Below are 19,492 nucleotides of genomic sequence, written 5' to 3' on the forward strand. Positions count from 1 at the left end.
CAGGTTCGACCAAATCCCCGAGAGTAGACGTAACCAGTTGCGTCCTTGCTACTTGAGATTCCTCCTGGGAATGTTATTCTAAGACTTGGCAAACAGGGAGGGGCTCCTTGGCTGGCTGACGTTGCGCGCGGAAGCCTGTCGGTCTCTCAATAATCACCTTCTGTTCAAGTTCGGGGGAACGTCGAACGATTGGGATCTCACTCCGGGGAAATTCAGACGCACAGCTTCTCGTTTTTTTGGTCTGATCATGTCCGTGGCGACACGGCGTATTAACCGTTTGGGATTTCAAGTTCGTCGCTTCTCGCAATCGCAACCTGACTCGCTAGTGGAATAGGAATATTGCATGAAGAACCCACCCATCCATTGGTCGGAAGGGATGTTTCTTCGCCCCCATCATTTCCAAGCGCAGGATCGTCACTGGTTTGAGTTCCTCGAAAACTCGATCCGTGACCTTATCCCCTACGCTTATGGGATTCGTTATATCGAAATCAGCGAGCAGGCCATCGCCAACTTTCAGATCGAGGTCTCGCAGTGCGAAGCACGCATGCGAGATGGTTCGATCATTTCGATCGGCGGCAACGATCAGATGGACCGGATCGATCTCCGTCAGGGGATCAAAGGCTTGCAGAACCTGAAAGAGGTTTTCCTCGAGAACGAGACCATTCGTGTTTACCTGGCTGTCCCACGTATCAAATTGGGACATGAAAACACGGCCCGCGACGCTCACACGCCCAATACCCGGTACTGCGAGTTTTCTCGGGAAGATGAAGAAGAAAATCGCGGCGGCAATCCTCAAGAGGTTTCGTATCGCGAACTGAATATCCGGATCTTGCTATCCACCGATGACCTGTCCGGTTTCGAGCTTCTGCCGATCTGCCAGATTGTACGTAACGAATCGGACGGAACGCCGCGAATTGACCCGAACTATCATCCTCCGTGTCTGGCCGTCGATGCCTGGACGCCCCTGGGGACGGGGATCGTGCGGCGCGTATTCGACCTGATCGGGGAACGCATCGAGCGTTTCCGCAACGATATTCTTAATCAGAACATTACCTGGGACCCGCGCGAGATCGGGGACCTGGAAAAGATGATGCGGCTGCGAACCTTGAACGAGGCCTACGGCGAGCTTCGTATCCTGGCGTTCAGCGATGGGATTCATCCACTGAAGGTCTATACCGCGCTGTGCCGTATTATCGGGCAGCTGGCGATCTTCGACGACAAAGAACGCCGCATCGACAATATTCCGAAGTACGACCACGAGAACCTGGCCGAGATTTTCCAGTGGGCCTACAAAGAGATTCGCCGGCTCAGTGAAGGTCGCATCGATGCAACCTACGAGCATCGCTTCTTCCTGGGCAGCGGCCAATCGATGCACGTTCAATTAGATCCAAAATGGTTCGACCCGAGTTGGGAATGGTACATCGGATTTGAAGGGGTCAGCGTTTCCAAGGAAGACACCTATCAATTGGTCACCCAAGGTTTTCACTGGGTGTTTGGTAGCGGCGAACAGGTCGAGACATTGTTCCGCAACAACATGCCGGGCGTCCGACTGCGACCGGTTGCTCAGCCCCCGCGCGTGTTGCCGCAGGGGGGCAACTGGGTTTACTTCCAGGTCCAACGCCAAGGCCCACCCTGGGACGACGTCCAACGAACCCAGACGATGGGGTGGCGGTTTCAGGAAGAATACATCCACGACGTCAAAGAGCTGCAAGGCAAGAAGCGTTTGGTGTTGAACATTCGAAACCAACTGATTGCCCTGCATGTCGCCGTGTTCGCGCTGCGGCATGGCGAGCAGAAGAGAGTTTAATTGAGTTGTCAGTTTTCAGTGTTCAGTAGGAGTGTGAAAGTCACGCTTGCTGATGAGCATCGGGAGCTGATTGCAAAAGGGTAGGGGATTGGTACCTGGTTCGCCCCTCACCCTAGCCCTCTCTGTGCGAGGGGCGGGGGGACAGGAGCAAGAGAATCGAGATGTCCCTTTTGTTCTCTGACTGAAAACTGAACACTGAAAACTTCACACTAAAAAAAGCAATGACTCCCAAGTTTGCGAAAGCGGTTGATCCCATTTTTCTGTGCGTCCTGGATCTGTTGGATCGGATTGAACGGGATGGGAACTCGTTGGATCCAAGCCAGGAGCGTATTCGCGTGAAGAAACGAATCGATACGGCTGAGAATCTGTTGGGCCAGACGGCTGAATGGGAACTTGCCAAGTACGCCCTGGTTGGCTGGATCGATCAGATGCTGATCACCGCTCCCTGGAACGGAGCCAACTGGTGGCAAAATAACGACTTGGAATTTGAATGCTTCCACAGCGGTAAGGCGTTCGAGCATTTCTTTGTGGCGGCCAAGGAAGCTCAAAGCTTGCCCAACAAGGACGCGTTGGAAGTTTACTACGTGTGCGTGGTGCTCGGCTTTCGAGGTCTCTATGGTCACCCGCACTCGTTGCAGTACACGCAGCACTACGGCCTGCCGGCTGACCTGGATACCTGGGCGAAGCAGACGGCTTCGGCCTTGCAGCTAGCGATCGGTCGTAGCCCGATCATGGACCGCCCTGAACCTGGCGAAGGGGCGCCCCCGCTGACCGGCTACAACAAACTGATCAACATGTCGCTGTTTGCGGTCATTATGGTCGCGATTTGCGTCGGCTACTTTTTGATGTTTGGAATGAAATAAAGAATTAGTTTTCAGTGCGAAGTGTTCAGCTTTCAGCAAGAAGGAGCATGTGCTTCTTTCCTCGTGCTGAGAATTGAATACGGAAAACTTCAAGCTAATAAAGAGAACCAAAGGTTCGACCCATGATGGCATTCGTTTACCAACTGGTTTACTACGTTACGCTGCCGTTCACCGCGTTTAACACGCTGGCGACGAACATCCCCGGCATACGTAGTCTCGGGAAAATTACGCTTCCCACGCGAATTGCGTTGTTGGTGTTCGTCTTCCTGTTCTTCGTGTTGGTGTCGTTTTGCATAACCTTCCAGTTCTCGGACACCTCTGCCCAGTGGACCGACTACCTACTGGACTGGAAGACAGGCCTCACGGTATTCGCGCTGATGATCGTCATCCCGATTGTCTCGTATTATGTCGTGAAGATCTGGATGGAAGAGGACTCGTCGGAATATCCCGATATCGATAAGGCCTGGAAGCAGGGTCTCACGGAACTCGATAAGCATGGGATTCCTCTGGGGAGCACGCCGCTGTTCCTGGTAATCGGGAACCCGGACGATCGCCGGGCGAGCAATTTGATGCGGGCCTCCGGCTTCGGCTTTAACGTTTCCGACCCGGCCCAGGGGCCAGCCGCTTTGCACTGGTATGCCAATCCCGACGCGATCTTCGTTTTCCTGACGGGTACGTCCTGCTTGTCGACGTTGACAGACGGCTACAAGAACCATGCGAGCAGGCATTCGCAACTGGCCACGCCTTCCCCGCAGCAAATTCCCGGGGGACAAACGATCATCGCCGGTGCAGGCCAACAGAGCTTGATCAACGAGCAACTCGACCACACCTTAGGGGCTGACGAAGACGAAGACGAGCAGCGCTTCATGGAAGCTCCTTCCAGCATGCAGCCCGGTGTCGGAGCGACCATGGATTTCGGCCAAGGGATGTCCGGGGGACAAACGATGAACTTCGGCGCCGAAGATGCCGCCAAGGCCGTATCGATGTCGAAAGCAGGCATGCGTCAATCCAAGTCTGACTTGACCGATCAGATGGAACGCTTGAAGTACGTCTGCAAGCTCATCAACAAGGCCCGTCGTCCGGTCTGTCCGATCAATGGCCTGTTGGTCACCATTCCGTTCGACATGATCGAAGACTCCAGCGAACCGATCCAACTAGCCGTCCAAAGCGACCTGGAAGTGATCCGTTCGACGACCCGCCTGCGATGCGCCGTAACGGCACTGATTACCGAAATGGAAAGCGCCCAAGGCTTCCTGGAACTCATCCGACGAGTCGGCGAAAAGCGAGCCAAAGAGCAGCGTTTCGGCAAGGGGTTCAACGTCTGGAATCCGCCAATTGCCGAGCAGTTGGAAGCGGTCTCGCAGCATGCCACCGGCGCGTTCGAGGACTGGACGTATCTTCTGTTCCGCGAGAAGGATGGTCTGCGTCGGCCAGGTAATCCGAAGCTGTTTGAACTGTTGTGCAAGATTCGCGGCAAGTTCAGCGAGTGCATGACCAATATCATCGCCAATTCGTTTGGCTTCGAACCGGACAAGAATCCCCGCGCGGCAGGCAACTCGCTGTTGTTTGCCGGCTGCTATTTCGCGGCGACCGGTGACACCGGAGACCGCCAGGCGTTCGTGCGTAGCGTGCTGTACAAGGTGATGGAGCAAGACGCCGAACTCGACTGGAACAAGGAAGCTCTGGAAGAAAACACAGGCGCCGAATTCGCTGCCAACCTCGCGGCACTGATCGGGGGCGTTTGTCTGTTGATTCTGATCGGCTTCGGCTTGAATTCCGCGTTCGGCGAGTACATGCCGTGGCATCAGGACCAATAAGCGGTGCCGCGGGTTTTCTGATTTGATTAAGGCCCGCGCTGGGGTAAGATGAGATCGCTCATAAGTACGACGTCCTTTACTCTCCCCAAAGGTCTCAGGCCATGCATGCCGCTGCCAAACTTCTCTCGCTCTGTTTGCTTTCGTTAGGACTTCTCGTTGCCACGCAGTCTGGCTGTGGTGCTCCGGCGGACGAGCCGCTGGGGCCGGAAGAGATTCGTCTGAAGATCACCGGCGCCGATACCGACGCGGCCCGTGACGCGATCCAAACCGAACTGGAAAACCTCTCGGATCTACCGGGTAACCATAACACGTCGATGCGCTGGGCCTCGGGGCAGCCGCTGACGATCAAGTTCGGGCCGGTGGCCGACCCACAGAAGTTTGCCGACAAGGTGAAGTTCGGTAAAGTCGACAAAATCGAAGACCGGACTGTATTCATTACCTATACGAACTAGCTTTGGCGAGCTTGGCTCGCTTTGTTGATTCTCAACCACCGGGAGAACGCCATGTCCATTCAACGTTGCTTACTGATTGTCGGCCTACTCGTCTTGCCAATTCTCACGTCGCTGGGGTGCTCAGGCGAGAATATGGTGACCCTGAAAATCTCAGGAACGAGCACGAGCGAAGAACGTGAAAAGATCTCGGAGAAGGCCAAGTCCCTCACCGATGGCAGCAGCAACTACATCACCAGCTATCACATGAACAACACCTACACGGTGAACGTCGGCCCGGTGACGGACGTCGAGGCATTCGTTCAGCAAATCGACTTCGGTAAGGTCACCAAGGTGGAAGAGCGAACCATCTACGTCGACTTGGACGCCGAGCCTGACGCCGAAGAGCCAGCCGCGACAGATCCTACGACGACCGATCCGGCGCCGATGGAAACCAAGCCGATGGAAGAAACGCCAATGGAAACGTCGAGCGAGTAACAGGACTGTCACGCAGACCATCCATTCGAAAAAGCAAGAGTCGCACCTAGGGCAGTAGGTTGCGACTCTTGCACAGCCAGGCGAGAGGAGTTTGGGGAACTCTCACCTAGAATTCGCTAACGACCTCACCTCCGGCACGTGTGGCTAAAGATCGCCAGGTGGTCAGGTCGATGGTTTCGCTGATCGAGCGGCTGCTTCCGTCGAACATCACCACGTCGACCACGCCTGGGTGCCAGCTGCGGCTGGTGACGATGGCGTAGGTGGGATTGCCGCTGCTGCCGTCTTTGCCTTCCTGCCACGAGTTGAAGTCGCATTCTTCGTAAGCCGTACCGCCGACGGTGCAGCCTGTTTTGGCGTTGGGAGTCATCGTGGCGGTGAAGCCGGTATGGTGCACGCGACCATCGGGCCATTCGGTATGGCCGGTGTTCTTCTCGTCCGATGCCGAAGCAATTTGCGTTTCGGCGGCGGCGATCGTGTTGGGAATGGTTGTCGAATCGGGACCGTCATTGCGGCGATAAGGGGTCCAGGCCTTTACCTCGGCTCCGAGCAACGTGTTCGACGAACCATCCGTGGCATCGCGAAACGAAAGCTTGCTATTGGGATAGAACAGACCGTCTCCCCCTTGTTTCGTCGTGGGATTGAACACGAACCAGGTTCCGTAGTTGAAGCCGTACGAGGTAGGCCACAGCTTGACCTTGCCGCCGCCAGGATCGCGTTCGCGACCGGCACCGGGGTCGCTGGGGCAGCCATATCCGGGGATCTTCAGGCCATCGATCGGCGTCTGGAAATCCCAGGCGCTCGTGATGTCGACCTGGTCGTACAGATTGCCTTGTTCGAGGAAATGAAGGATGCGCCCGTGAACCCCCCACGAACCATTGTTGCCCGTCGAGGAAACCGACAGATCGACGGTGCAGCCCATGGGGAGCACGCGGTAGGTATCCACGTAGTTGTGCAGGGCCAGACCCATCTGTTTCAGGTTGTTCTTACACTGCATCCGCCGAGCCGCCTCGCGTGCTTGCTGTACCGCCGGTAAGAGCAGGGCGATCAGAACTCCGATGATGGCGATCACGACCAAGAGTTCAACCAGCGTGAAACCAGCGCGTGGCGATTTCCGTGGGGTTGGAAATGTCGTCATGTGTCTTCTACTGTCCTTTCAGGTCAGGCATCCGCGTTGGCAGCGGAGCCTGGGGGGTGAAGAACGCGGGCGAGAAGAAATCATGGCCCAACGAAACGTGCCCGCGCAAGCCGAACTTCTAGTGCAACCCATATGCCGATCATTCGAGGGCCGGCAGTTTGAAAGTAATTAGCAGGCTAACTACCTTGGTAAGGTTCGAAAGAAGATTGGTTCCAAGTCTGAAAAACAAGCCTGCGAAATTATCTGAGCCAGTCACGATCATTTCACCAGTTCATGTGTCGTGTTACTTGAACCGACAGATGCGTCACCTAAAGTGACATGTTCATGCCGTACTGACGACACCATCCATTTTTTGGGGAGAGTCCTTGTGGAAGCGATGATCGACTTGTTTTTGGGCCTCGAGCGGATGTCGCCAGGCAGTCAGGAAACGACCGCCGGGGCATTTCAGATTGCCGCACAAGATCGCGACATTCGGAAGGTCGTTGAGTTCGGCTGTGGCAGCGGAATCTCCACGATCGCGCTCGCCAGACTTAGTGGGGCTTCAGTCATTGCGGTCGACAATAGTGCTCCATTTCTTTCCCAGTTGAAGCAGAAGGTCGAGCGCACCGGACTCCAGCAGCAAATCAAGGTCCAAGAGCAAAGCATGGATGCGGCTTGGCCCGAGGAAACCCAGTTCGATTTAATTTGGAGCGAAGGCTCTGCGTATGCCATCGGCCTCGAGAACGCTCTGAAGCGTTGGCGTGCATTGCTTCCGCCTGGCGGGCGAATTGTCCTGAGCGATTTGATCTGGATCGATCCCCAGCCGGACGCGGAAGTCCAAGATTTCTGGAAAAATCAGGGGGAAACTCTTCGTTATCGAGACGACACTCGCAAGTTATTTGTGTCGCAAGGATACCAGGTGATCGACGATTTCGTCTTTTCAGATCAGGACTGGCGGAACTACTATCAGCCGCTGAAAACGCACTTGCCGCGGTGGAAATCTATGTATTCTGACGCAGAAACTGCCGGAATCGTCGACCAAATGTTTCAAGAAGAGATGAGGATGTACGACCAGTTCGGGTCGCAATATGGCTACGCGTTCTTCATTGCCGAGCGGGCCGGTTGAGTTCGAGTTTGCCCCACCGTCGTGCTATGATGAAACGACCTCGATTTTTACCCCCCTGGAGATCTAGTCATGCTGCGCGGTCTGTTGAGCGTGTTTCTCATTCTGTTGTCGTGCGGTTCTCTGCTTGCCGCTGAGAAGCCGAATTTCGTGTGGATCATGTCCGAGGACAACTCGAGCCACTTCCTCAAGCTGTTCGATCCCACCGGGGCTCCGACCCCCAATATCGATGCCCTGGCCGATCAGGGACTGGTGTACGAGCACGCATTCTCGAATGCTCCGGTATGCAGCGTGGCGCGGACGACGTTGATCACTTCCTGTTATGCCCCGCGAATCGGAACATTTCATCACCGCCGAAGTTTCATGGTTCCCATGCCGGAAGGCGTGAAGATGTTCCCGGCTTATCTGCGCGAGGCAGGCTACTACACCACCAACAACAGCAAGGAAGATTACAACGCGAAGAAGTCGGACGACGTATGGGATGACTCCTCACGCAAGGCATCCTGGAAGAATCGCAAGGCGGATCAACCATTCTTTCACGTGCAGACGTTCACCACCACGCACGAAAGTTCGCTGCACTTTCCCGCGAAGGATATTCAAGACAAGCCGACCAAGACCGATCCCGAAACCGTGTTTGTCCCCCCGCATCATCCCAAGACGGAAACGTTCAAATACACCTATGCCCGCTACCACGATCGCATACAAGACGTCGATCAGCAGGTCGGTCAGCTGGTCGATCAGTTAAGGAAGGAAGGTCTGCTTGAGACCACCTTCATCTTTTACTTCGGCGACCATGGTGGCGTGCTTCCGCGCGGCAAGGGGTATGCCTACGAAACCGGACTGCACATTCCGCTGGTTATTCGCGTGCCTGAGAAGTTTCGCGATCAGATGCCGGAGAAAATCGGCAGCCGCATCCAATCGTTCGTCAGCTTCATCGACTTCGGCCCCACGGTGTTGAAGCTCGCCGGAGCCAAGATTCCTGAGGGGATCGATGGCCATGCCTTCTTGGCGTTGGGCGACGCGCAGTTGATGGAAACGGATGAGTCACTGGGATACGCCGATCGCTTTGACGAAAAGTACGACATGGTCCGGACGCTCCGCAAAGGTAAGTACCGCTACGTCCGCAATTTTCAGCCCTTCAACTTCGACGGGCTGATGAACAACTATCGCTATAAGATGGTCGCCTACCGCGAGTGGCGCGAGCTTTACGATGCCGGCAAACTGAACGAAGTCCAGGCCCAGTTCTTCAAAGCACGTCCCGCCGAAATGCTCTTCGACGTCGAAGCCGATCCGTATGAAACGAAGAACCTGGCCGGCGACCCGCAGCATGCCCAGGCCCTGGCTGAACTTCGCGGTCGTTTGAATACCATCCTGACCGGCATGCCGGATCTCGGTTTCTATCCGGAAAGCTTCCTCGCGGCCAACGCAGCGGAAAACCCCGTGGCGTTCGGTCAGCAGCATAAGGACGAGATCGCTAAGCTACTGGAGACGGCCAATCTTGAAATTCTCGCGTTCGACGAAGCTCGTCCGCAACTGGAAGAAGCCCTGGATTCGGCCGATCCGTGGCAGCGCTATTGGGGCGTGATTGCCTGTAGCTCGCACGGCAAGTCCGCGTTGCCGCTTGGCAAGCAGTTGGAATCGATGGCCATGACCGATCCAGAGAACCTCGTACGAGTCCGTGCGGCGGAGTTTCTCGCTCTGCATGCCGATGTCGACCCGGCCGCGGTTCTTAGTAAGGCGATTGCCGACGCGGAAACGGCCACTGAAGCGAACTTGATTCTCAACACGGCCGTTCTTCTGCAAGATGGGCAACCTGGTTACGAGTTCAACTTCAAACACTCCGACTTCAAGCACTTGAAGGGGAATCGCGGGGAGTTGGATCGCCGGTTGGAATACCTCATCGGGAAGTAAGATCGCGCGACGATGGCTGGGGCATAAAAAAACGTCCGAGTTGCTTTCAGCAGGACTCGGACGTTTGAGAGATCATCGACTCGATATCGAGGTTTGGTGTAGCCAGATTGCTTCTCGTGGGGCTTCGCCGCCGAAGGAGAAGTTCTCGCTGGACTTGGCTTCTTCGGCTCGGATGATCGGTGCCGGAGTGGCGCGTTCAACCGGAGCGGCCGAGTGACCGGCGGGTTTGATCAGGCCGCCGGTGTTGGTCGAGGCCGATCGCAGTGGGTTGTTCAAGACCGGCAAGGAACTGGTGCGTACTGCCGGAGCAGTATCCATTTCGGCTGGGGTTGGCACGTCGATCTTTTCGACTGCTGGGCCTGCTTCTCCATCGACCGGCTTGGCGACCAGGGTGTTCCCCGATTGCTTCGGCTGACCAATCACTGCTTCGTTGATCACGTAGTTGTGATGAGCGGCACGCTTGTGCAGGTCACGTCGCAGGGCATCGTTGTAAGCCTTTTGCGGCCATGGGCCTTCGGCCAGTGAGATCTGGTAGAACTCGAGCAGCGAGCCCTTCTCGAAGTGCATGTTCTTGATGGCCAGAGCGTAGTCGATACGAGCCTGGTTGAACAAGGCACTCGAGTCGATCACACGACGCTGGGCTTCCAAGAGCAGGTCGATCGGAGCCTTGCCGGCTTCGTAGCTTGCTCGGACGGTTGCCTCTTGAGCGTTGGCGGCTTCACGACGATTGAACAGCAGTTCCATGATCTCGTAGGCACGCTGAATTTCCGCGTAGGTGTTCGAGAGACCATACATGATCTGCTTTTCTTGCTCTTCCTTGATCGCTCGGGCACGAGCCAAGGCCAGTTCGCTGCTGCGGACAGCCGAGTGGGCACGGCGGAAGCCGATTGGCATCTCGAATTCAACACCGAGTTGGTATTCAGCAAAGTCCCCATCGGTCAGGCTCTGCAGGGCACCTGCTTCGCCTGGGATGCTGCTCTGGTCCGAGAGCGTAGGGCCGAAGCCGCGCTGACGGTAACGAGCGATCAGGTCCAGGTTGGGCATCAGGAAGTTGCGGTTGGCCAGCAGTTCTAGTTCACGCTGCTTGATGACCCACTTCTGACGGCGGAGTTCGGGGCGGCGAGCGAGTGCTTCGGTCGCGACCGCATTCCAGTCGAAGTTCACCTTGGCAACCGGTGCTTCGGTAACAGGACGGATCAGGCGGCCGTTGGTCTGGGTGAGACCCATCATGAACCGCAAGCGGCGTTCACAGACGCGGACACCACCTGGGTTGTTGAACGTACCACCGAGCGAACCGTTGTTGTCGCGAGTACGTTCGACCAGACGACCATTCAAAGCGTTGACCACTTCGACTTCAAAGCGGAAGTACTGTTCGCGAGCCTGGGCTTCGGTGTCAGCCGACTTCTTGTCTGCTTCGACGTTGGCGTAGGCTTTCTTCCAGACTTCCAGCACGTTGTTACGAGCGTTGATTTTGACGTCCAGGTCGCGGTAAGCGAAGAACAAGTCCCAATAGGCGTTTTCGACGTCGCTCACCAGGTTGCGGACCGCGATCTCGAAATCAGCCAGGCTGATATCCGTACGTGTGCGGGCGATCAAGACGCCGTTGGCAAAACCAGGTTCGCCATTGGGCCCTGCGATGCGGTTAAACATGACGCCGGCGCCTTGCAACAAGGGCTGTCGCATTTCAGCGTCGATGTACGTATCCCAGCCGGCACTGAAGACCTTCTGGGGATTGTTGTTGTAGTCGTACTGGGTGACCCCTCGCAACGACACCAAACCACCGGTCGCGTTCCGTTTGCTCAGGTTGACTTCGTAGTTGTGCAGATCTTGTTGGAAGAAACCGTTTTCACCGACGGTGAAGTTGTTCACGCGGCGATCGTTGGCTTCAAAGTAAGCGTTGGCACCGAAGGTTGCGTCGAAAGCACTCAATGCGGCTTCTTCACCGAAACGGCCATCCGTGTAGACGATTGCCGGATCGTACATCGAAACAAGTGCTTCGGGGCTTCGCAGAACGCCGCCGAGATCTTTCATGACCTGCGAGTTCTGCAGGGCCAGGCGAACCGCCTCTTCCAGGGAGAGGTCCCAGTAGCCAGCTTCCAGATCGATGTTATCCGGGTTGATCGCGTCGGGCGAATCTGGAATCTCAAGCCAGTCTTCATCCTCGCAGACACTCGGGACAGGGTCTTCGATCTTCAGGCCTCGCTCGGCATATTCCGAGATGAGGCATTCATCGTATGCAGGCGGATCTGGGCAGTCGTAGTTGTTCCAGCACGGGTGTAAACAGCCGCTTAGACCAGTGGTCATGCAAGTGCTAAGTACAACAATCCAATGCGTGTAGCGACGTAGCATCGCTAATTCCCTCCTGGGGTCGATCGTGCGGGCAAACAGGCCGTCGAAAAACTGGGTACGGTCGTTTTCGCGAGGACTTGATGGTCCTATCTCTGGCTCTGGGTCGAGCCAGCTGGGTCGATAGCACCACGCTTATGGGTTGAATCCTCCAGGTTCATTTTCGGCAGCCTCAATTTGTAAACTCAATAAAACCCGTACTTTCTGAGGATCTGTTAGGAACGCTATCATGCATCCAACGGCTAGCATCGGTTTTTTTCGACCTACCATTTTCGTAACCGTCAAACTCGGTCGATCACGATAGCAATTGAGCTGATTGCATCGCCTACCGATTGGAATGGTTTTGCTGGCTGGTATACTCACCAAAGGTGGAGCGTTCAGGCGATGGGGGTTGCCTGAGCAAAATGGCTCCTCGTGCGGTCGTGGTGAAATCCACGGTCCGACCTAAAACCAAGGGGGGAAGTATGAATTCCAAGGGGTGGAATTCCGATTCATCTGGCGACGACCAATCTCGGAAAGAAAGTTCCGAGAGTGCCTGGTCGATGGATGACGTGCTGCGTCGGACAGCAGATTCTGGACAGGCTGACGACGTTCTGGAGACGATCAAGCACATCAAGAGCAACCATCCCCAAGCCAAGCCGAGTGAGATCGATACGATCACTCGTTTTGTCGTAGCTCTGCTCAAACGTCGCTACCCAGATCTTCCGCTGAAGAGTGAAAAGGTCCTGACGATGGCTTCGACCATCGCCCAGTCACTGGTCGAGGATCCCGTGGCAAGTGAACGTATGCGAATCCTTTGGTCCCAGTTGAATTGAGCCATGACTGCGGAAGCGACCCAACTCGAGCAACGCATTCAAGAGAACCAGGGACTGGTTATTTCCCTGGCCAAGTCGATCCATCGGAAGCTGCCTCCGCAGATTGGCATGGACGATCTGATCGCTTATGGACAGCTTGGGCTTGCCGAGGCGGCCCAGTCTTTTGAGGACGACAAAGGCGCGAGCTTTTCGACGTTCGCTTACTATCGCATCCGTGGCGCTATCTACGACGGCATCTCGAAGATGAGTTGGAACTCTCACGCCGCCAGGATGCAGAATAAGTATCAGCAAATGGCCGCCGATACGCTGCAAACCGATGCCGCAGCCGGCAGCACGTCGACCGCTTCGGCCCAGGAAAACGCGAAATGGCTGGGCAATCTGACCGAAAAGCTCGCGGTTGTGTATTTGGCCAGCCATGGGGAAGAAACCCAGCACGCGTTCCAGGCCGTCGCCGACGCGCGCACGCAGCAGCCAGCCGAGCAGTTAGAAAACAAAGAGATTCAAGCCCTGCTGCAGAAGCTGCTCCAGACGTTGGCTCCCCACGAGCAGCAGTTAATTCGGATGACCTATTACGAGGGTTACAGTCTGAAAGAAGCTGCCGACCAGCTAGGTAAAAGCAAGTCGTGGGCCAGCCGTCTGCATCAAGCCATTTTGGAGCGACTGGCCAGGGCTTTGCGTCAGACGACTTAGCCCGATGGCGCAGTGAGGTTAAAGCGTAGCGATTAAATCGATCGGAATGATTCGCACCCGTGAGGATTGCCGAGAAAGAGGGTAAGGAGACTTTTGACGACGATTCGGCCGAACCCATTCCGCCGGAATAAATTAGTTGAAGTTCCTAGATTGACACTTATACTTTCGCGGCGAATTTGTTCCCCAATCCGTTCGAGATGAACCGCCATGGCATTTCCACAAGTACTTGATATCGAGTCGCTGACCAATCCGATCTCGGAGGAAAACCCGAGCGGCGTGGAGCTTCGCGGCTCTGAGCATGCCAACGAGTTTTTCGATCTCCGCGAGATCTTCAACCAGTCGAACAAGGCCGAGCGAGATATCCAGACGGCCATGGCATTTCCGGACGAGGAATTCCCAGACCTGAAGGATCCAGAATGGGATGAAGTCCGAGATCGCGCTATTCATATCCTGACCAGCTATTCCAAGGACGTCTCGGTTGCTTCCTGGTTGATTGAGGCCGTCATGCGGATGGACGGCATTCCCGGCCTGCGGGATGGCTTCAAGTTGATGCTCGAGCTTTGTCGCCGTTACTGGGACAACATTCACCCAGAACCGGACGAAGATGAAGGTTACGCCGAGACGGTCTCGCAGTTGACGGGCCTAACCAGCGATCGCTCGTACGGCGTACTCGACAATCTTCCGCTGACCAACGGCGGAGGGGGGACCTACTCCCTCTTTGATTTCAACGAGGCCAACCGCATCGAGGGAATGGATGCCGACGACAAGCAGCGACGAATCGCGGAAGGAGCGATTGAACGCCATACCTTCGACGACTCGTTTCGCGCGACTTCTCGGGAACATTGGAACAACGTCGTCGAAGATCTCGACACCTTAATCGAAACGATTCGCGAGTTGGGAACCTACCTGGACGAGCGATGCCTGCGGAATTCTTACGGGGAAGATACCGCTCCGTCGATGACTTCGTTTCGCCAACGACTTGAGTCGATTCGCTCGACGGTTCAGCAACTGATGTCGGAATTGCTGCTGGACGAGGTCGGAGAGACGCCTGTCGAAGATGGTGATGAAGGAGAAGCAGTAGGCACGGCCGTTCAGCAAAAGGGACCTGCCGGAGCGATCCAAAGTCGAGCCGACGCGATCAAGCTGATCCGCAAGGCGGCGGAGTATTTCCGTAAGACCGAACCGCAGTCGTTTATTTATTTCAAATTGGAACAAGCAGCCAAATGGGCCGAAATGCCCTTTCCAGAACTGCTCAAAGAGCTACTTCGAGACGACACCGCAATGGGCGAATTGCATCGTCGAACGGGGATTCCAATACCCGAGGACGAAAGTGGATATTAATGAAATTCCTTTAATATCTTGCATTGATTGATTGAAATCTGTCCGCATATTTCCGAAATTGAAGGCAGGTTTAAGTTTGGGCAAACTTGGCCAGTGACGATGCGTGCTGTCCATTGGGGCTGCAAACGGCTTTTCATTGACGCATCTAATTGAACTGACATTGAGGGGAAACGATGGCTGAAAGTTATCAAAAGAGGCTCAACCGCGTCCGCAAACCCCGCGTCCACATTACATACGACGTGGAAACGGGCGACGCGATGGAAAAGAAAGAGCTTCCGTTCGTCGTGGGTGTCATGGGGGATTTCTCTGGCAACCCAGCAGAGAAACTGGAACCGCTCAAAGAACGTAAGTTCGTCCAGATCGATCGCGACAACATCGACGACGTGATGAAACGGTTTCGTCCCGAACTGAACTTGCGGGTTGACAACACGCTGGCCGACGATGGCTCGCAGATGGCCGTCAACTTGAAGTTCGAATCGATGGACGATTTCAGTCCAGCCAGCGTTGCCAAGCAAGTCGAGCCACTTAAGAAACTGCTCGCCACGCGCGATAACCTTCGCGACCTGCTGACCAAGATCGATCGTAGCGACGATCTGGAAACGCTGCTTGAGCAGGTAATGAACGATGCAGATCAACTTAAGAAGTTGGCTGGCGAACTGGGCGTAAGTGAATCGGGTGATGCCGACAAGGGGGATAGCTAATTATGAGTGCAGGCGAACAACAATCCGCCCAATCGGCGGCACAAAACGAAGAGGCTACCAGTCTGCTGGATGCCGCGATCACCGCGACCAAGCAGACCGAACAGCCGCGAGCCAAGGAATTGATTCAGACCCTGGTTCAAGAGGCCATGAAGGGGACGGTCACCTTCGATAAAGACATCATTCGTACGATCAACCAAGGGATCGCGGCGATTGACGAGGCCGTGTCGAAACAACTAGCAGCCGTGATGCATCATCCTGAATTCCAGAAATTGGAAGGCAGTTGGCGCGGCTTGCACTACCTGGTCAGCAACAGCGAAACGGGCGAAATGCTCAAGCTTCGCGTGCTCAACGCCTCGAAGAAGGACATCTCGAAGGACCTGGAACGTGCCGTCGAATTCGACCAGAGCACGCTCTTCAAGAAGGTTTACGAGAGCGAATTCGGCCTGGCGGGCGGTACGCCTTACGGCGCGCTGATCGGCAACTACGAATGGGACAACACCCCAGACGACATCGCCGCTCTGGAAAAGATGTCCGGCGTAGCCGCCTCGGCGTTCGCTCCTTTCTTGACGGCTCCGAGTGCGAAGTTCTTCGGTTTCGACGACTGGGAAGAACTTTCCAAGCCGCGCGACTTGGCGAAGATCTTCGATTCGCAAGAGTACATCAAGTGGAACTCGTTCCGTCAGTCGGAAGATTCCCGCTTCGTGACGATGTGCATGCCGCGCACCTTGGCTCGTTTGCCTTACGGTGCCGCGACCAAGCCGATCGAAGAATTCAACTACGAAGAAGTGGAAACGGGTCCTGGCGGTCAGCCGATCGAAGTCGATCACGGCGAGTACTGCTGGATGAACACGGCATTCGTGATGGGTGCCAAGTTGACCGACGCATTCGCCAAGACCGGCTGGTGCACTGCCATCCGTGGTGTCGAAAACGGCGGTAAGGTCGAAGGCCTGCCGGTTCACGTCTTCAAGAGCAGCGACGGCGACTCAGGCGTCAAGTGTCCGACTGAAGTGGCGATTACCGATCGTCGTGAAGCGGAATTGAGCAAGCTCGGTTTCCTCTCGCTTTGCCACTTTAAGGATACCGACTACTCGGTTTTCTTCGGTGGTCAAACGACTCAAAGGCCGAAGCAGTACCACGATCCCGATGCGACGGCCAATGCCGAAATTTCGGCTCGCTTGCCGTACATCATGGCATCGTCTCGCTTCGCCCATTACCTGAAGGTGATCGCTCGCGACAAGATCGGTTCGTTCATGGAACGAGACGATTGCGAACGCTGGCTGAACGACTGGATTCACAACTACGTTTGTGCGGACGAACACCCCAGTGCCGAAGTCAAAGCTCGTTTGCCGCTGGCCCAGGCACGTGTGGAAGTCACCGAAACGCCCGGCAAGCCCGGTTCGTACAACGCGGTGGCTTACCTGCGACCTTGGCTGCAAATGGAAGAACTGACCGCCTCGCTCCGCATGGTGGCATCGATTCCGCAGAAAGCTGGTTAGTCTGCTTCGATAGGTAAGCAAATCCCAGAGGCACATTGGGGAGCCGCTCCTCTGTGCCTCTTTTTTTACCCTCTTCTCTGCGCGATGATGCAATGAGTGCCGAGTTTCAGTCGCAACCCGAAGAGTACGCCGAGGCGCCTGCCGAGCAGGCATTGCCCCTCGAAGAAACGAGCGCGCCAAGCGAGGACGCTTATTCCGGCTCGATCTTAGATTGGATTGTTTCCAACGAGAACGTCCAGCAGTCGAATCGGGCAGCCCATCGCTGGGACGAATTCATGAACGCCGAATCCGTTCGTGAAAAGCTGGTTGCGTGGCTGGGCAAGATTGATGGACTCTCGAAGAAGTCGCTCGTGCTCCGTTTGAATGCGGACGTCGCACAAATCGATCAGTGGCTTACCGATCAACTCAATGCCATCTTGCATCATCCAAAGTTTCAAAAGCTGGAAGCTTCCTGGCGCGGCCTGCAATACTTGACCGACATGGTTGACGACGAGGCCGATCGCGAACGCGTCATGATTCGTGTACTCAACGCGAGTTGGAAGGATGTCGAACGCGACATTGAACGGGCCGTCGAGTTCGATTCAAGCGAGTTGTTCAAAAAGATCTACGAGGAAGAATTCGGAACCGCCGGCGGCAAGCCGTTTGGCGTGATGATTGGGGACTACGAGATTCACCCTAATCCGACCAAGAATCATCCTCACCGCGACCTGGACACGCTGCAAGGGCTCGCAGGTATTGCTGCTGCGGCGTTTTGTCCCTTTATTGCCGGGGCCAGTCCCACGATGTTCGGCCTGGACGAGTTTACGGGGCTCGAGCACGTCGAGAACTTGCGTTCGGGGTTCGATCAGGCGGAATTCACGCAGTGGCACGCATTTCGCAAAACGGAAGATGCTCGATTCGTCGGCCTGGTCATGCCGCGCGTTTTGATGCGTTTGCCTTACGAAACCTTCGATGCCAGGGCCGACGGGTTTAGTTTTCGAGAGGAAGTCGGCGGTCGTGATCGTCGCAAGTACCTCTGGGGGAATGCGTCGTACGCGTTTGCGGAAGTCCTGATTCGCGCTTTCTCGGAGTGTGGTTGGCTGGCTCAAATCCGCGGCGTCCAGCGCAATGTCGTGGGGGGCGGGCTCGTGAGTCGACTGGCCGTTCATCACTTCAGTACCGATCGACACGGGGTTGCTCCCAAGTCTTCCACGGACTGTATTATCTCGGATCGGCAAGAAGCGGAACTGGCACATTTGGGGTTCATTCCTCTCACGCGGTGTCACGATACGGAGTTGAGCGCGTTTTACTCGAATCAAACGGTGCAAAAGCCCAAGGTTTACGAAGACGAGGCGGCCACGCAAAACGCGAAGATTTCCGCCATGCTGCAGTACATCTTATGTACCAGCCAGTTCGCCCATGCATTGAAGGTGATTGCCCGGGACAAGGTTGGTACCTTCGAGGATCGCGATGCGGTCGAGCGATTCTTGAACGACTGGATTCACGAATACGTTACGCCAGATGAAAAGGCCAAGCCGGCAACCAAGGCCGCGCGACCGCTGCGTCAGGCAGAAATCCGCTTGCGAGACGACCCTGGCAAGCCGGGTTCGTATCACTGTACCTTTAAACTTTGGCCGCATTATCAACTGGATGACCTGGTCGCATCGATTCGCATGAAGACCAATATCGAAGGTCGCCGACAATAAGCTTACAATCCAACATTGGCTGAGAATCAACTTCGGGGGGAGCACATGAGCATCGGCGAACAACTGAAAGCGGGGCAACTGAATGAAGCCATCGAGGCGGCTATTCAGGATGTCAAGAAGAAGCCCATGCAGTGGGACTTGCGAATCGCGCTGGCCCAACTGCTATGTTTGCGAGGGGATCTCGAGCGAGCCGATAACCACCTGGAAACGGCTCAGATTCAGTCTCCCGATGCGATCCTTCGCATCTCAATGTATCGGCAGATGATCCGGGGCGAGATGACCCGCAACGAATGCTGGGAGCAAGGACGCACGCCTGACCTGATGCAGAATCAAGAGCCGTCTCCTCTGATCGAGAAGAATTTGCGGCTGATTCTCGCGCTGCGAGAAAAGAACATGGAAGAGGCTTCGACGCTGGTCGACGAAATCGAAGAGGAACGTCCGATCGTGAAGGGAAAGTGCGACGGCGTCGAATTTGAAGACATCCGGGACCAGGACGATCGCACCGCGTTCTTCCTGGAAACGATCACCAGTAATGGCAAGTATTTCTGGATTCCTTTCGAAGCGATCGATTCGGTTGAGTTTCATGCTCCTGAGCAGCCGTGCGATTTGATCTGGCGGCGGGCAACGATGAACGCCTATGGTCAGGAAGGGGACGTCTTCATCAACGCTCTTTACCCGGGCAGTTCCCAAAGTGAAGAGATGACGCACAAGTTGGGACAAAGCACAACCTGGCTTGGAGAAGAAGGTGAACCGGGACGCGGCCTCGGCCAGCGAATGCTCTGGCTGGGTGAGGATGAGAAGTCGATTATGGAAATCGGCATGTTGGAATTGACCCACTAAGTTCTTCATTGACGGGA

At 55.5% G+C, this 19,492-nt stretch carries 16 protein-coding genes; 14 read left to right on the forward strand and 2 right to left on the reverse strand.

The window, feature by feature from the left end:
• The first annotated feature begins 343 nt into the window (after positions 1–343).
• The 5 genes from tssK (at position 344) to Pan97_RS03865 (ending at position 5,413) form a co-directional block, all read left to right on the forward strand.
• Positions 344–1,807, forward strand: coding sequence for a type VI secretion system baseplate subunit TssK (gene tssK, locus Pan97_RS03845; protein ID WP_144970829.1), 1,464 nt, complete (start codon positions 344–346; stop codon positions 1,805–1,807).
• Positions 1,808–2,028: 221 nt separating this feature from the next.
• Complete coding sequence (locus Pan97_RS03850) at positions 2,029–2,670, forward strand: DotU family type IV/VI secretion system protein (RefSeq protein ID WP_105350123.1); 642 nt, start codon at positions 2,029–2,031, stop codon at positions 2,668–2,670.
• Between the two features lie 122 nt (positions 2,671–2,792).
• On the forward strand, positions 2,793–4,487 hold the full coding sequence (locus tag Pan97_RS03855; RefSeq protein WP_144970830.1) for a type VI secretion protein IcmF/TssM N-terminal domain-containing protein: 1,695 nt from the start codon (positions 2,793–2,795) through the stop codon (positions 4,485–4,487).
• A gap of 101 nt (positions 4,488–4,588) precedes the next feature.
• Entirely contained in the window at positions 4,589–4,939 is a 351-nt protein-coding gene (locus Pan97_RS03860; protein WP_144970831.1) for a hypothetical protein, read from the forward strand.
• Between the two features lie 51 nt (positions 4,940–4,990).
• A complete protein-coding gene (locus Pan97_RS03865) occupies positions 4,991–5,413 on the forward strand; it encodes a hypothetical protein (protein ID WP_144970832.1) in 423 nt (140 codons plus the stop codon).
• 106 nt (positions 5,414–5,519) lie between these two features.
• Here Pan97_RS03865 and Pan97_RS03870 read toward each other — a convergent pair whose 3' ends face one another.
• Positions 5,520–6,548 carry a DUF1559 domain-containing protein gene (locus Pan97_RS03870; RefSeq protein WP_144970833.1) on the reverse strand — a complete coding sequence of 343 codons (1,029 nt, stop codon included), beginning with the start codon at positions 6,546–6,548 and terminating at the stop codon, positions 5,520–5,522.
• A 376-nt stretch (positions 6,549–6,924) separates the two neighbouring features.
• On the opposite strand from Pan97_RS03870, the gene Pan97_RS03875 reads away from it, so the two are divergent.
• Positions 6,925–7,653 carry an SAM-dependent methyltransferase gene (locus Pan97_RS03875; RefSeq protein WP_144970834.1) on the forward strand — a complete coding sequence of 243 codons (729 nt, stop codon included), beginning with the start codon at positions 6,925–6,927 and terminating at the stop codon, positions 7,651–7,653.
• 69 nt (positions 7,654–7,722) lie between these two features.
• Positions 7,723–9,561 carry a sulfatase family protein gene (locus Pan97_RS03880; RefSeq protein WP_144970835.1) on the forward strand — a complete coding sequence of 613 codons (1,839 nt, stop codon included), beginning with the start codon at positions 7,723–7,725 and terminating at the stop codon, positions 9,559–9,561.
• A gap of 72 nt (positions 9,562–9,633) precedes the next feature.
• On the opposite strand, the gene Pan97_RS03885 is transcribed toward Pan97_RS03880, so the two are convergent.
• Entirely contained in the window at positions 9,634–11,910 is a 2,277-nt protein-coding gene (locus Pan97_RS03885) for a TolC family protein (protein WP_144970836.1), read from the reverse strand.
• 461 nt (positions 11,911–12,371) lie between these two features.
• Between Pan97_RS03885 and Pan97_RS03890 the strand changes: the two genes are divergently transcribed.
• From Pan97_RS03890 to Pan97_RS03920, 7 genes are all read left to right on the forward strand, one after another.
• Positions 12,372–12,722, forward strand: a complete 351-nt coding sequence (locus Pan97_RS03890) for a hypothetical protein (RefSeq protein ID WP_144970837.1) — start codon at positions 12,372–12,374, stop codon at positions 12,720–12,722.
• A 3-nt stretch (positions 12,723–12,725) separates the two neighbouring features.
• Positions 12,726–13,412, forward strand: a complete 687-nt coding sequence (locus Pan97_RS03895; protein WP_144970838.1) for a sigma-70 family RNA polymerase sigma factor — start codon at positions 12,726–12,728, stop codon at positions 13,410–13,412.
• A 207-nt stretch (positions 13,413–13,619) separates the two neighbouring features.
• Complete coding sequence (gene tssA / locus Pan97_RS03900; protein WP_144970839.1) at positions 13,620–14,753, forward strand: type VI secretion system protein TssA; 1,134 nt, start codon at positions 13,620–13,622, stop codon at positions 14,751–14,753.
• A 173-nt stretch (positions 14,754–14,926) separates the two neighbouring features.
• Positions 14,927–15,454, forward strand: a complete 528-nt coding sequence (tssB, locus tag Pan97_RS03905; RefSeq protein ID WP_144970840.1) for a type VI secretion system contractile sheath small subunit — start codon at positions 14,927–14,929, stop codon at positions 15,452–15,454.
• 2 nt (positions 15,455–15,456) lie between these two features.
• Positions 15,457–16,950, forward strand: coding sequence for a type VI secretion system contractile sheath large subunit (gene tssC / locus Pan97_RS03910; RefSeq protein WP_144970841.1), 1,494 nt, complete (start codon positions 15,457–15,459; stop codon positions 16,948–16,950).
• Between the two features lie 92 nt (positions 16,951–17,042).
• Complete coding sequence (gene tssC / locus Pan97_RS03915; RefSeq protein ID WP_144970842.1) at positions 17,043–18,635, forward strand: type VI secretion system contractile sheath large subunit; 1,593 nt, start codon at positions 17,043–17,045, stop codon at positions 18,633–18,635.
• A 45-nt stretch (positions 18,636–18,680) separates the two neighbouring features.
• Positions 18,681–19,475 (forward strand): type VI secretion system accessory protein TagJ, encoded by a 795-nt coding sequence (locus Pan97_RS03920; RefSeq protein WP_144970843.1) that lies wholly within the window; start codon positions 18,681–18,683, stop codon positions 19,473–19,475.
• The last annotated feature ends 17 nt before the right edge of the window (positions 19,476–19,492 follow it).

Source organism: Bremerella volcania, assembly GCF_007748115.1.
Taxonomy (GTDB): Bacteria; Planctomycetota; Planctomycetia; order Pirellulales; family Pirellulaceae; genus Bremerella; species Bremerella volcania.